Origin of the sequence: Neorhizobium sp. T25_27, assembly GCF_002968565.1 — a bacterium.
Taxonomy (GTDB): domain Bacteria; phylum Pseudomonadota; class Alphaproteobacteria; order Rhizobiales; family Rhizobiaceae; genus Neorhizobium; species Neorhizobium tomejilense.
Genome location: NZ_PVBJ01000007.1, coordinates 121,773 through 135,159, shown reverse-complemented (window position 1 = coordinate 135,159; position 13,387 = coordinate 121,773). Strand labels below are relative to the sequence as shown.

Annotated in this window: 11 protein-coding genes; 8 read left to right on the top strand and 3 right to left on the bottom strand. The window is 57.6% G+C overall.

Annotation, left to right across the window (positions count from 1 at the left end; translation table 11 throughout):
* Positions 1 to 238: 238 nt before the first annotated feature.
* The 6 genes from C5J24_RS19850 to C5J24_RS19825 all read left to right on the top strand — a co-directional run bounded on the left by C5J24_RS19850 (position 239) and on the right by C5J24_RS19825 (position 7,619).
* Positions 239 to 2,137: an ABC transporter substrate-binding protein gene (locus C5J24_RS19850; protein ID WP_105403308.1), complete on the top strand. Its 1,899-nt coding sequence runs from the start codon at positions 239 to 241 to the stop codon at positions 2,135 to 2,137.
* A gap of 64 nt (positions 2,138 to 2,201) precedes the next feature.
* Positions 2,202 to 3,209, top strand: a complete 1,008-nt coding sequence (locus C5J24_RS19845) for an ABC transporter permease (protein WP_105420264.1) — start codon at positions 2,202 to 2,204, stop codon at positions 3,207 to 3,209.
* Positions 3,206 to 4,066 (top strand): ABC transporter permease, encoded by an 861-nt coding sequence (locus C5J24_RS19840; protein WP_105420262.1) that lies wholly within the window; start codon positions 3,206 to 3,208, stop codon positions 4,064 to 4,066. Before C5J24_RS19845 ends, C5J24_RS19840 begins: the two co-directional genes overlap by 4 nt.
* A complete protein-coding gene (locus C5J24_RS19835) occupies positions 4,066 to 5,133 on the top strand; it encodes an ABC transporter ATP-binding protein (protein WP_105403305.1) in 1,068 nt (355 codons plus the stop codon). The genes C5J24_RS19840 and C5J24_RS19835 overlap by 1 nt, the downstream gene beginning before the upstream one ends.
* Positions 5,130 to 6,026: an ABC transporter ATP-binding protein gene (locus tag C5J24_RS19830; RefSeq protein ID WP_105403304.1), complete on the top strand. Its 897-nt coding sequence runs from the start codon at positions 5,130 to 5,132 to the stop codon at positions 6,024 to 6,026. The genes C5J24_RS19835 and C5J24_RS19830 overlap by 4 nt, the downstream gene beginning before the upstream one ends.
* A gap of 45 nt (positions 6,027 to 6,071) precedes the next feature.
* Positions 6,072 to 7,619, top strand: a complete 1,548-nt coding sequence (locus C5J24_RS19825; protein ID WP_371674728.1) for an alpha-N-arabinofuranosidase — start codon at positions 6,072 to 6,074, stop codon at positions 7,617 to 7,619.
* A gap of 42 nt (positions 7,620 to 7,661) precedes the next feature.
* On the opposite strand, the gene C5J24_RS19820 is transcribed toward C5J24_RS19825, so the two are convergent.
* Positions 7,662 to 8,588 (bottom strand): transcriptional regulator, encoded by a 927-nt coding sequence (locus tag C5J24_RS19820; protein WP_105420260.1) that lies wholly within the window; start codon positions 8,586 to 8,588, stop codon positions 7,662 to 7,664.
* Between the two features lie 268 nt (positions 8,589 to 8,856).
* Between C5J24_RS19820 and C5J24_RS19815 the strand changes: the two genes are divergently transcribed.
* Positions 8,857 to 9,735: a glycosyltransferase gene (locus tag C5J24_RS19815; protein ID WP_172724062.1), complete on the top strand. Its 879-nt coding sequence runs from the start codon at positions 8,857 to 8,859 to the stop codon at positions 9,733 to 9,735.
* A gap of 79 nt (positions 9,736 to 9,814) precedes the next feature.
* Here the strand turns inward: C5J24_RS19815 and C5J24_RS19810 are convergent, their stop codons facing one another.
* On the bottom strand, positions 9,815 to 11,353 hold the full coding sequence (locus tag C5J24_RS19810) for an ATP-binding protein (RefSeq protein ID WP_245437445.1): 1,539 nt from the start codon (positions 11,351 to 11,353) through the stop codon (positions 9,815 to 9,817).
* Positions 11,354 to 11,430: 77 nt separating this feature from the next.
* Between C5J24_RS19810 and C5J24_RS19805 the strand changes: the two genes are divergently transcribed.
* Entirely contained in the window at positions 11,431 to 12,279 is an 849-nt protein-coding gene (locus C5J24_RS19805) for a MipA/OmpV family protein (protein WP_105403299.1), read from the top strand.
* Positions 12,280 to 12,508: 229 nt separating this feature from the next.
* Here the strand turns inward: C5J24_RS19805 and C5J24_RS19800 are convergent, their stop codons facing one another.
* On the bottom strand, positions 12,509 to 13,231 hold the full coding sequence (locus tag C5J24_RS19800; RefSeq protein WP_046599364.1) for a response regulator transcription factor: 723 nt from the start codon (positions 13,229 to 13,231) through the stop codon (positions 12,509 to 12,511).
* Positions 13,232 to 13,387 lie beyond the last annotated feature (156 nt).

Genomic DNA, 13,387 nt, shown 5'->3' with positions numbered 1-13,387 from the left:
TCTTGGCAACCAGATGAACAAGCAACATCTCGTGTTCATGAGGGAAAATGAGACATGCCTTTGGCCATAGTTCGCTTGCGCGTCCCCTTCCACCCACCCGTGACCTTTGCCGTGCAAACGGAACTATATCCGCAAATATGATATAGATCACAAATTCGGTTGACATTTTTAGTCGCTCAGGCAGTATCGAGGCCATTCGGATAGCCGATTAGCACGCTGGAACTGGGAGGATAACGGCATGCTTTCGAGAAGGACGTTTATGTGGCTCGCGGGGACCTTTCTCGCGACCAGGCCGGCGCTTGGGCAAGTGCCGAGTAACGATTTGCCCCGAGAACAGCTGCTGATTCTCGAAAACCCGGAAGGGACGATCAAAAACGCCGGATGGTTCAACATCTGGGCCATCAACGCCGGCGGTCAATCGACGGGTCTCCATCAGAACGTGATGGACACTTTCTGGTACATCGACCCCGATCACGGCATCGACGGCGTCTGGGACAATTCCCTTGCGACCGAAAAGCCGATCTATAACAAGAACTTCACGGAGATGACCGTGAAGCTCCGCTCCGGCGTCTTCTGGAGCGACGGCATCGAGTTCACCGCGGACGACGTGGTGTTCACCATCGAGACCCACATGAAGACCAGCGGCCTGCGCTGGAGTGCACCGGTCCAGATCAACGTCGCGGCGATCGAGAAGAAGAGCCCGACGGAAGTGCTCTTCAAACTCAAAAAGCCCAATTCACGCTTCCATGCGCTGTTTACGGTTCGCTGGAACGCCATGTGGATGATGCCGAAGCACGTGTTTGAGAAGGTCGGCGACGTTCTCAAGTTCGACTTCAACCCGCCGGTTGGGCTGGGTGCCTATACGCTCCACAATTTCGACCGCGGCGGCAAGTGGTTCATCTGGAAGAAACGCGAGGATTGGAAGCGTACCTCGGTCGCCCGGTTCGGCGAACCCGGCCCCGGTTACCTCGCCTATATTGACCCGGGACCGCCCGAAAAGCGGGTTATCGAGCAGCTCAATCATCGTCTCGACGTCATCCATGACCTGTCCCCCGAGGGCATGTTCACGCTCGCCAAGGACTCGCCCTCGTCGGTCAGCTGGTTCAAGGGGTTCCCCTATGCACATCCTGATCCGACATTGCCTTCGGTCATCTTCAACAATCGGCTGGAAAAATTCCAGAACAAGGACGTCCGCTGGGCGCTGGCGCTGCTGATCGACATCAAGGCCGTCAGCATGGCCTCCTATCGCGGCGCAGCCACCATCTCCGCGATCGGGGTGCCGCCCACCGGACTTTATCCGAAATACTATTTCGCACCCATGGAGCAGTGGCTGACTGGTTTCGAGCTCGACACGGGCAAGCGGAAGATCAAGCCCTACGATCCGACGATCGGCAAACAGATCGCAGAAATGCTGCGTCCGTCCCTCAAGGACCAGATACCAACGGACCCGGCAGATATTGCGACCGCGTTTGGCAGGGGATGGTGGAAACCTGATCCGGAGGCGGCAACCGAACTTCTCCAGAAAGCCGGCTTCACCAAACAGGGGGACCGCTGGTTTCAACCGAACGGGCAACCGTTCTCGGTGAAGGTCATGGTCGAAGGCGATCTCCGGCCGGTCATGACGCGCGCCGGATCGATCATCGCGCAACAATGGCGGCGTTTCGGCATCGATGCGAATATCGACGTCGCCCAGGGAACGATGCTTGACCGGCGAGGCGTCGGCGACTTCGACACCTTCATAGGCTGGAGCGTCGAGACCTGGGGTGGTCACCCTGACCTGTCGTTCTTCCTCGACAGCTGGCATTCCCAGTTTGTTGTCGATGTCGGCAAGGTGCAACCGCCGAGAAACTGGCAACGTTGGAAAGAACCGAGGCTGGACAAGATCATCGAGGAGATCCGCACGATCGATTTCGACGATCCCCGTGGGGTCGAGCTTGGTCTCGACTATCTGAAGCTGGCCGCGGAAGAAATGCCGATCATTCCGCTCATGGCTTACAACGTCTTCGCGACCATGGACACGACCTACTGGACCGGTTTCCCGAGCCTCGCAACGAAGCCATACACGAACCCGGTCGCCAACTGGGGCAACACTAAATACATGATGGTCAATTTGAAGCCGACCAAGCCGGCAAAGTGAGAAACTGCCGCCCGGAGCCTCCAAGGCACCGGGCGGAGACCTCATCCCGAAATACGAGGCATCAATGCGATCCTACGCCATCTACGTGGCCAAGCGCGTCCTGCAGTTCGCGCTGGTCGTTTTCGTCGGCATCAGCATCACGTTTCTGATCACGCATCTTACGCCGATAGATCCGGTCGAGCATGCCGTCGCACAAGTGAGCACATTTGGCTTTTCCAGCCCCGAATCCATCGAGCTTCTTCGGCAGTCCCTCAAGGAACTCTACGGCGTCGGAGACAATCTGTGGGAGGAGTATCTGATTTTCTGGCGTCGACTTGCCATGCTCGACTTCGGCCCCTCGCTGTCGGCATTTCCGACGCCCGTGAGTGAACTGATCGGGAGAGCCATTCCCTGGACGATTGGTCTCCTGACAGTGTCCACCATATTGAGCTGGTTTATTGGCAATATCCTTGGCGGACTGGCGGGCTACTACAGCCGCAATCGTATCCTTCGGATCCTTGGCATGATCATGATGGGGCTCCATCCGGTGCCCTATTACATTGTTGCCTTCGTCCTGTTGATCGTCTTCACATTCCTCCTGCCGATCCTGCCGAGCAGCGGCGGCTATGAGATGAACCTTGCGACCGGCTGGACGCCACAATTCGCGGGCAGCGCGCTGTTGCACTCCATTCTGCCATCGCTTTCCCTCATCCTCGTCGGTGTCGGCAGCTGGTTCATGGGAATGCGGGCGCTGGTCTCGAATATCGTTACCGACGACTATGTCACCTACGCTGCACTCGCCGGCGTGCCGGACAAAAAACTCGTAACGTCCTACGTCATGCGCAACGCCTTCCTGCCGCAGATCACCGGCCTTGCGATGTCGATCGGCGCCATATTCAACGGCGCGGTGATCACCGAACAGGTTTTCGGCTACCCGGGCATCGGCCGCCTCCTGGTCGAGGCAGTTCATGCAGCAGATTATTCGCTCGTTCTGGGGATCACGTCGATTGCCATCATCGCGGTCTCGGCAGCCGTCTTCATCATCGACATCATCTATCCCCTGATCGACCCGCGCGTACAGGTGACCCAATGATTGCCGTCCTGAGAGACCTGTTCCGCTATAACGGCGAGTTCGCGATCGGATGCATGATCATGGCGATCATCCTCGGCATCGCCGCTGCCTCCTTCTTCTCCCCCTACGAGCCGATCGACTCCTACCTTGTGGCCTTGGATGCGCCACCGTCGCTGGAATATGTATTCGGCACCAATTCGCGCGGTCAGGACATTTTCTGGCAATTGACCTTTGCGATTCGCAATACCCTCGCCTTCGGCTTCATCGTGGCGCTCATCAGCCGGATACTCTCCCTGGTGATCGGACTGATCTCCGGTTATATGGGCGGAATCGTCGACCGCATCCTGATGTCGATCAACGATACCTTTATTGTCATTCCGCTCTTCCCGCTTCTGGTCCTGCTCTATTTCGTATTGCGGGACGACATGACCTGGTTCGTGCTTGCGCTCGTCATGGCGGGCCTCGGATGGGCCTATGACGCGCGGCTTATTCGATCGGTGATGATCAGCCTCAGAACCCGTGAATTCACCAACACCAGCGTTTTCTCCGGCATGTCTATGCCGAGGATCGTCACGCAGGAACATCTACCCTATGTGCTGCCGATCGTCTTCTCGACGTTCATGAACAACATGAACTGGTCGATCGGGCTCGAAGTCACGCTTGCTGTCCTGGGGTTTACAGATGTCGACACCCCTACCATCGGCGGCATGATCTTCTGGGCCAACCAGCACAGCGCAATGGTGTCCGGAGTCTGGTGGTGGTACTTCTTTCCCACCCTCTTCGTGACGTTGACGTTCATCGGGCTCTTCCTGCTGGCCATCTCGATGAATGAATATATCGATCCGCGAAGCCGGCTCGATCGGATGGGGAATTCCTGATGACGCAAATCTCAGCCTCAGCCGGCCGCGAGCACGCCCACGTTCTGGAAACGAGCGATCTTCGCGCCTACTACCGGATGAAATATTTCGGGATCGACCGCGAGGTAAGGGCTGTCGACGGGATCTCGATGCATGTGCGCAAGCACGAGATCTATGGCATTGCAGGTGAATCCAGCTGCGGCAAGACCACGTTCATCAAAGCGATCGCGGCTGCGATCAGGCCTCCGTTGGAAATTGTCGGCGGCCAGGTGAACTACAGCTTCATCGACGATGATCTCTATGCGTTGCCCCCGGCACGACGCACGGCCATACGCTGGCGGCACCTCTCCTACATCCTGCAAGGCTCGATGAACGTGCTCAATCCCGTTCGTCGCATTCACAAAACGTTCGAGGATTTCGCCTTCCGGCACATGCATTTGCCACGCGCCGAATTCGACCAGGAGGTGCGCCGCCATCTGGAACGGCTGCGCCTTCCTGCTGAGATCCTCCGCTCCTATCCGCACGAACTCTCGGGCGGGATGCGACAGCGCGTTTGCATCGCGCTCGCAACGCTTTGCAAGCCGGAGTTCATCATCGCCGACGAACCGACGACCGCGCTCGATGTTGTCGTCCAGAAAGACGTCCTGGCGATGATCCGGGAAACACAACATGAATTCGGATCGTCGATGATCTTCGTGACCCACGACCTGACGGTTCATGCAAATATCGCTGACAGGCTCGGCATCATGTATGCCGGCCGGCTTGTCGAAGAAGGGCGAACCGCCGACGTTTTTGCCAACCCTTTGCATCCGTACACGGCCCATCTGATCGCCAGCCTGCCGACGCTCGGCGACAGGCATACACGCGACGGGCTTCACGGAACCCCGCCGAACCTCGCCGATCCTCCAAAAGGATGCCGCTTCCATCCGCGATGTCCACTGGCGATGGAGATTTGTCGACATGAGAATCCCGCCCTTACCACCCTCGCCAAAGATCACAGGGTGGCATGTTTCGCAGCGAGCTCGGACGTCCTGCCGACACCTGATGGAAAACCAAACCGGCACGAGGAATTGGAGATAGAGCGATGACGGCTCCTCTTCTGCATCTCGACGGCGTCACCAGGCTCTACAAACGAGGCGGCCTGCTTGGCCGTCAGGAATTCCGGGCCGTCGACAATGTATCATTCCGCCTGGAGGGCGATGAACCTCAGGTCTTCACGATCATCGGCGAATCCGGAAGCGGCAAGACGACACTTGCGAGGATGATCCTCAACATGGTCCGGCCAAGCGCGGGGACGATCTTCTTCAAGGGCGGCGACCTGGCTTCGATCCGTGGGACGGGAGCGCGGCGAAGATTCATGAAAGAGGTCCAGCCGATCTTCCAGAACCCCTTCGAAGCGTTCAATCCACTGAAACGCGTCGATCGCTATCTGTTCATGACGGCAAAAAATTTCACTGACGCCCATTCACCCGCGCAGCTGGAAGCCGTTGCCGACAGGGCGCTGAACAACGTCGGCCTGTCGATTGCCGAAGTCCGCGGCCGGTTTCCCCATGAGCTCTCCGGAGGTCAGCTCCAGCGGGTGGCGATTGCCCGGGCGCTTATCCCCGGCCCGTCGATGCTGGTCGCGGACGAGCCGGTTTCGATGGTCGATGCCTCGCTGAGAATGTCGATCGTCAATCTGTTTCGTGCCCTGCGCGATGATCTCAAGGTTTCGATCCTCTACATCACGCACGATCTTGCGACGGCCTATTACGTGAGCGACAGGATCATCATCATGCGCAAGGGTGAAATCGTCGAAAGCGGCGAGGCTCGCTCGGTCCTTGACAACCCCCAGCATCCGTATTCGCAACTCCTGAAGTCCGCCATCCTGTCTCCCGACCCGAACGGTCGCGGCGTGCTGACCGGCGACAGCGCCGCGTCCCAGCAAGCGCGCGCATCACCCCAGCCGTCGACCGAAGAGACAGAGCTGCAGCCGCATTAGCGGCAAATTACCCGTTTCCTGAAGCAAAGTGAGATTTGAGAGATGATCAAGGCCCAAGCCCGGTTCGACCGGGACTTTATCATTGGTGAAACCGACAACCGTCTGTTCGGTGCATTCGTCGAACATCTTGGCCGCTGTGTCTATGGCGGCATTTTCGAACCTGGACATCCAACGGCTGACGAAAAGGGGTTCAGGCGGGATGTTCTGGAGCTCGTGCGCGAGCTCAATCCCACCATCATGCGCTACCCCGGCGGCAATTTCGTTTCCGGTTACAATTGGGAGGATGGCGTGGGGCCGGTCGAGCAGCGCCCACGCCGCCTCGACCTGGCATGGAAATCCGTCGACACCAATCAGTTCGGAACCAACGAATTTATGGACTGGTGCCGAGTTGCCGGTATCGAACCGATGCTGGCTGTCAACCTCGGCACGCGCGGACCGGACGAAGCCCGCCATCTGCTTGAATATTGCAATCATCCTTCCGGAACCCACCTTTCCGAACTTCGCCAACAGCATGGCTGGGAGAAACCGCACGACATCAAATTCTGGTGCCTGGGCAACGAAATGGACGGCGGCTGGCAGATGGGAGCGAAAACGGCCGAAGAGTATGGTCGGATCGCCGCCGAGACGGCAAAGATGATGCGGATGACCGATCCGACGATCGAACTGGCGGCCTGCGGATCCTCCGGACGAAAAATGGCGACCTATGGCGAATGGGAGAGGATCGTCCTCGAACACACGTTCGATCATGTCGAGTTCATATCGCTCCACACCTATCTCAACAATTATGCCGACGATACGCCTTCGTTCCTGGCAAGCCCCGACCTGATGGACAGCTTCATCGAAGAGGTGGTTTCGATTGCCGATGCTGTCGCGGCCCGACGTCGCTCCCGCAAGCGCATCATGCTGAGCTTCGACGAATGGAATGTCTGGTATCGCACCCGGCGCGGCGAACAGAACCGCGTCAAGGAAGGCTGGCCTGTTGCCCCACCCATACTGGAGGAGGAATACGACATGCAGGATGCGCTTGCCTTCGGCGGCGCATGCATCTCGCTCCTCAATCACGCCGACCGCGTCAAGGCCGGATGCCTCGCCCAGCTTGTAAACGCCATCGCCCCCATCATGACGGAAACCGGTGGTCCGGCCTGGCGGCAGACGATCTTTTGGCCCTTCTCGGACTTCAGCAATCTTGGCAGGGGCAGCGTCCTCAGGACCCGCGTCGATACGCCGACCTATGCCACTCGCTATTACGACCCCACGCACACGGAAGACCTGTACGACAAGATCGACGCCGTTCCTTACCTCAAGTTCTCGGCGGTGCATTCGGAGGAGAACAAGACGGTTACCCTCTTCATCCTGAACCGGCACCTTTCCGACGATATGCAGATTGACGTCGCGGCAACCGGCTTTGGCGGGCTGAAGCTGCAGCGAGCACATTCGCTGCATCACCATGACCTCAAGGCGAGCAACACCAAGAATGAACCGAACAAGGTGGCGCCTCACGATCTGAGGGAGATAGACGTGACGAGTGGCAGCGTCACGGTCACCGTTCCTCCCGCGTCCTGGAGCGTCGTCCGGTTTGGCGCTTCCCTGTGAAGCCGAAGTCGAGGACGGGGTCGTAGCGCCTCCTACCTGCCGTCAGGCAAGATAGAGCCGCATGATGATGTCCTGGTCGTAGTTGCCAAACCCGCGACCGAAGACGTTGATGCCCCCCGGGTGGGGGGCATTCTCTTCTATGCCGATTTTCATCCGGATCGAATGATGCTCGGCCAGGCCGATGTCGTCGATTGTGACGTTGGAGATCGATACGCCGTCGATAAATGATCCCTGCCTGGTGACGCGCCAAGTCTTCAGCTTGCCGTATTGAGAACCTTCAAGCTTCCACCATTGCGGCGTGTAGACCCCACGCTTGTCGCCATAGTCACCGGGTGACGTCCAGGTCCCGATGCGATGTTCGTTGATCCACAGCGTTATGTCGGACGGCCAGTTGACGTTCGTGCCGGGCACTTCCGACGAGAGCTCCATCGAGAATTCGATCGCCTCGACCGCCGAGTTAACAAGCTTGGCATTGTTCGGAAATTTGTATTCGACATTGCCGCGGCCGAACCAGATCAACGCTGCCTGCACCCGGCCGGGATCGAGAAAGAAATCGGGAACATCCAGCAGGCCGATGACACCTTCCGGCGAGCAAAGCCCGCATGGTGCAGAAACTTCGCAACTCGTGTAGAGCCCGAGAGGCATCGCGACCTCGATCTGGTTGTTTCTGGTCGCTTTTTCAGCGGTGTCGAAACGAACGATGATCTCGTCGTATTTGGCGCTGCAAACCTTCTGATTGCCTTTGGTCGCCTTGACGGAAGAGGTCTCGATGAGGCCGGCCTCCTCCAGGGTCAGAATGTTCACGGCAACCGTCGACTGCGGCAGCGAGAGCGCCGCGCTGATCTCGTTGACGTTCAGCTTTCCCCGATCATGGAGAAGTTGAAGGATGTTGACCCGGATGGGTGACGCCAGGCCCTTGAGAACCAGGCTGCCGGTGTTGGCGGATATTGAGAGAAAATTCGGCTTCATACTTCAGATCATGCCGTTGCCCTTCATCTATATCAAGATTTTTGATTTAGTGAGAGCGAGTTTTCCGGTAACCGGGGTCGGCCGATCTGACCTTGTTTGGCCAGTATGGGCCGAAGCAAATTGATCGCACGTATCTTCAGCCGCGGCACTATCGGTTCAGCCGCACCGCCGACATCAATGACAATATTCGGCAACATCATATAACAACTATAAACAATCACCCGCACCAAAGTCGCTTAAACCGTCTCCAGATTATTGATGGAGCGGCATGTTGGTTACGATTGTTTGCATGAAATGGGGTACGGCTTTCACCGCCAGCCATGTCAATGCTCTTTATGCCGGTGTGTTGCGCAACATGGAGGAGCCATTCGACTTTGTCTGCCTGACGGACGATCGTCGCGGCCTTGCTTCCAGCATTCTCACTCGTCATATCCCGAACCTTGGCCTGCCTGAGCAGGCGTGGAGACGAGGGTGCTGGCCCAAGATCGGCGTGTTTGCCCCGGGTCTATTCCCGCCCGGAGACGTCGTGCTTTTCCTCGATCTCGACATCATGGTCCAACGATCACTCGCCCCGCTGATCGGTCTGCTTCGGGAGCGCCGTCATTTTGTGATCCAGCGGGAATGGAATCCGGATCTCTGGAGCCTGCTCCCAAACAGCTTCAGGCCGGACAGGGGTGCCCAGTCATCCGTCTTTGGATTTCATGCAGGAAATGTCGATGGAATTTACCACGATTTCGTAAGCAAAGCCGACGCGATCATCGCGCAATTCAAGAACGACCAGTCCTACCTGACGCATGCGGTGCGGCAAAAAAGTTACTGGCCGGCAGGTTTCTGCGTCAGCTTCAAGAGAAGCTGCACGAAATACTTTCCGATCAATCTGCTCCTGCCGAGGATCAAGCAGCCACGGAACGCGAAAATCATCGTCTTCCACGGAAAACCGAGGCCCTGGGATACGATGGTCGAAGAAGGCCAGCGATGGGGATCGAAAAGGCGATTTGGCGTCGGTCCGGTCCCATGGATCAAACAATACTTCAAACAGGCGGACGCGATGCTGGCTTCTCTCGCCAATGCCGCAGACAATTTCGACGCCGGGGCCCATGCCTCCACAGCAAATGCCGGCCTGGAGCGGGCAAACGCCGAGTTATAGCAATAGCTAAGGTTATCACGCAGATAGGCGAAGCCAGAAAACACGCCCGCAGGCCGATCAAAGCCATTCGCGCAAGCGTTCACCGAACCTGCGCGGTGACGCCGTCAGCCTGGAGATCTGCTGGAAACGTCAACCGCGCCAAGAGCCCGGATGGCTCCCCGTCCAAGAGTTCCAGCGTCCCCCGGTGGGCTTGCACGACTTCCGCAACGATGGACAATCCCAGCCCGAACCCGGCGTTGCCATCAGTCCTGGCCGCATTCAGCTTGAAGAATGGCTCCAATACCTGCGCACGTGATTGCTTCGGTATCCCGGGGCCATTGTCCGATACGTCGATAACCACCTTGTCTCCGCTTCGCTTCAGCTCGATTGCGACCTTATCGCCAAATTTCACAGCGTTTTCGCAAAGGTTAGTCACTGCTCGCGTTATCGCGAGAGGCTTGCAATTGGCGGACAGATGATTGGGGCCGATATAATTGATCTTGTGGCCCACATCGTCAAATTCGCTGCAAATCGTCTGCAGCGTCGTTGCCAGGTCGATCGTTTCCACCTGCTCACGATGATGGTCGTCACGCAGATAGCTGAGGCTCTCTTTGAGAAGGCTATCGATGCGAGAGATATCCGCCAGCAACATATCGCGCAATTGCCCGTCGCCGACCCGCTCTACTCGAAGTCTCAGTCTCGTCAGTGGCGTGCGCAGATCGTGGCTCACCCCACGCAGCATCCGCGTCCTGCCTTGGATCATATCGGTGATACGATCGCTCATCCCGTTCAAGGAGCGTGCAACAGCGACGATCTCCACGCTGCCTTCCTCTTCGAAGATTACCCGGCCGGACGTGAGGTCGGCATTCGCAGCCGCTGAAGCAATCTTCCGCAGCGGTCGCGTGATCGCCCAGACCCCGAACGAAGAAAACAGCACGATCAAGGTGATGAGTGCCAGTAGATAGTGTGGCGCCCGGACTAGGACCTCACTCCAGAACGCCGTGCTTGGAAGGCCGCCCAGAACGAGGATTGTTTTATCATCAACCTCGGTTGAGACGACGCGCTTGTCATCAACAAAGGTTTGCCAGCCACCGAGTGGCGTCTGCCTCCCGTCGGGGGAAAAAAGCCAATCTATCGTCGCGTCCAGAACGCTTTCCTGCGGTGATGAGTTCTTGAACGTTTCCGCCAAGGCGCGCGGTCGCAGATTGAGATCCCAACCGGCACGATTGGCTGCACGAAGAACGATGTCGCGCTCTTCGGGTGTGGCAGTTTTGAGGATGGAACCTATCGTAAACACACTATCGGCGAGTTCCTCAACGTCAACCATCGGATATCCATTTCCAACACGCTGCTCGAGAAAAGAGCCGCCTAAAACGGTGATGGTGAGGCCGAGAACAATAACGCCCGTGATCTGACTATGGATCGTCGATAGGCCTGGAAGCCGGCGGAAAAACATGAGCACTCGTTTGGCTTGTGAAGCGCGCTTGAGCCGAGGTCGCTCGGCGAAGCAGAAATATAAGCGAATTCCCTCACAAGATCCCGCGTTTCCTGCTGCGCGATTATTACGTTTTGTTACGGCGGGGCCGCCTCGTTGCTGATCGCGGCGAGTTGCAACAAAGCGTAACAAAAAAACACGCACCGGAGGGCTCTGGCATGAAACACAAGCCGTCACAGGCTCCTCTATTGGGGGGACTGATAACCTGTTCTGGAGCCCTCATGCTACATCTTAAAAAAGCCAAGCGGCGTCTTTCGCCCCTCGCCTTATGCGCCGCAATCAGCGTTGCGGGATTTTCCCCAAACGCCTATGGCGCCGACCAGACCGCCACGGAGCAGACGCCGGAGCCACCTTTCGACAAGCAGCGTTTCGACAAACGCCAACCGGAGCGCAATTGGAGCCTGATCATTGGTGCCGGCGCTTCTTACGACCCCAAATACGAAGGGAGCGATGAATTTGAAGTCAGCCCTATTCCCTTCGTGGTGTTCACCTATGGCGAATGGTTGGAAATCGATCCAGGTGGGATCAGCGTCACTGTCCTGGATCACGACGGATTTTCCATCTCCGCTGAAGTTGGTTACGAATCGGGACGGGATGACGGTGACGGCGATCGCCTCCGCGGCCTCGGCGACATCGACTTCGCCGCGACAGTCGGTGCAAAAGTCGGCTATGATTGGGGCCCGGTCGAAATCTATGCGAGCGTCGACCAGACCATCGGCGGCAGCGAAAGCCTGATTGGAAAGTTTGGGGTAGAATACTCGGCCCCGGTCACGGAACGTCTCATTCTGGGCGCACGCGCCGAAGCCACCGTGGCCGATGGCAAGCACATGCAGGCCTATTTTGGCGTCAATGCCGCTCAATCGGCACGTTCAGGCCTGCCTGAATATAAAGCAGAAGCGGGCCTGAAGCGTGTCGATTTCTCTGCCTCCGCCACATACGCACTGAGCGATCATTGGTTGGTGCGTGGTGAAGCAGGCATCGGCGTGCTCACCGGAGATGCCGCGGATAGCCCGATCGTCGAGAAGAAGATCCAGCCTTCCGTTTCTGCTTTTGTCGGCTACAAGTTCTGAAACCGGGGAGAGAAAATAAATGACGTGTCGCCTGCACGGATCGCTTCCGATCCAGCAGGCGACACGCGTTGCCTTGCGCAATATTTTTGACTGCAAGATGCAATGCCGTGGCAGCTGGGAGCGGGCATCCAAGCGCCGGCTCCCAGTCATAGCATCGGGCTTGCACCAAGCGATCTTGTTCGATTATTTGTGCTGGCCCTGCGATCGCGGCCGGATTGGGGCCTCTACTTCAGACTTCCTCCACCGACGCGGTAAAGGTATATCCTCCCAGCCTGACTGTCTGCAGGAGCGTTGGCTCGCGAGGATCGGCCTCGATCTTTTGGCGGAGGCGGCTGATATGCACATCAATACTGCGCTCGATCGGCCCAGCCAGCCCGGAATGGGTAAACAAGAGCAGCTCCTCGCGGGTGATGACCCTGCCCGGATTTCTGCAGAACGCCAGCAGAAGATCGAATTCCGTTGTTGTCAAAGCGATGCGAGCGTTGCCGGGATCGTGAAGCCGGCGCCGCATCGGGTCAATCACCCATCCGTCGAAGCGCAGCTTCCTTTGAGCAGAGCTGCTTGTCAGGCCGTAAGAGGCGCGACGCAGGAGACTGCGAATCCGGGCGATCACTTCTCTCGGGCTGAAGGGCTTCGTAATGTAGTCATCGGCGCCGACTTCCAGTCCCACGATCCGGTCGACCTCCTCTCCGAGTGCCGTCAGCAGGATTATCGGGATCGTTCTTTCCGAACGGATGCGTTTGCAAATGCTCAAGCCATCTTCGCCCGGCAGCATGACATCGAGGATGATCAGGTCATAGGAATTGCTGCGAAGCAGCGACTGCATCACGTTTCCGTCCTCAGCGACAGTCGGCAGCATTCCGCTTTCCTGAATTGTCGACGCCAGAAGATTGCCGATTTCGAAGTCGTCTTCCACGATCAATATCTTCGCGGATGCTGAATTGGGCTGCATAGGTCTTTTCCTGTTTGAGGACCCTACAATGGGCGGGCTGCTGGTCCTCGAATATTTCGCTTTATGAAGTTTTGTTACGATCGCTGCTCGCAGTGATACCAAACGTGCCCAGCCATGGCGATAAGCGCCGCAACCGCTCGGCGATACGGCAGGGCC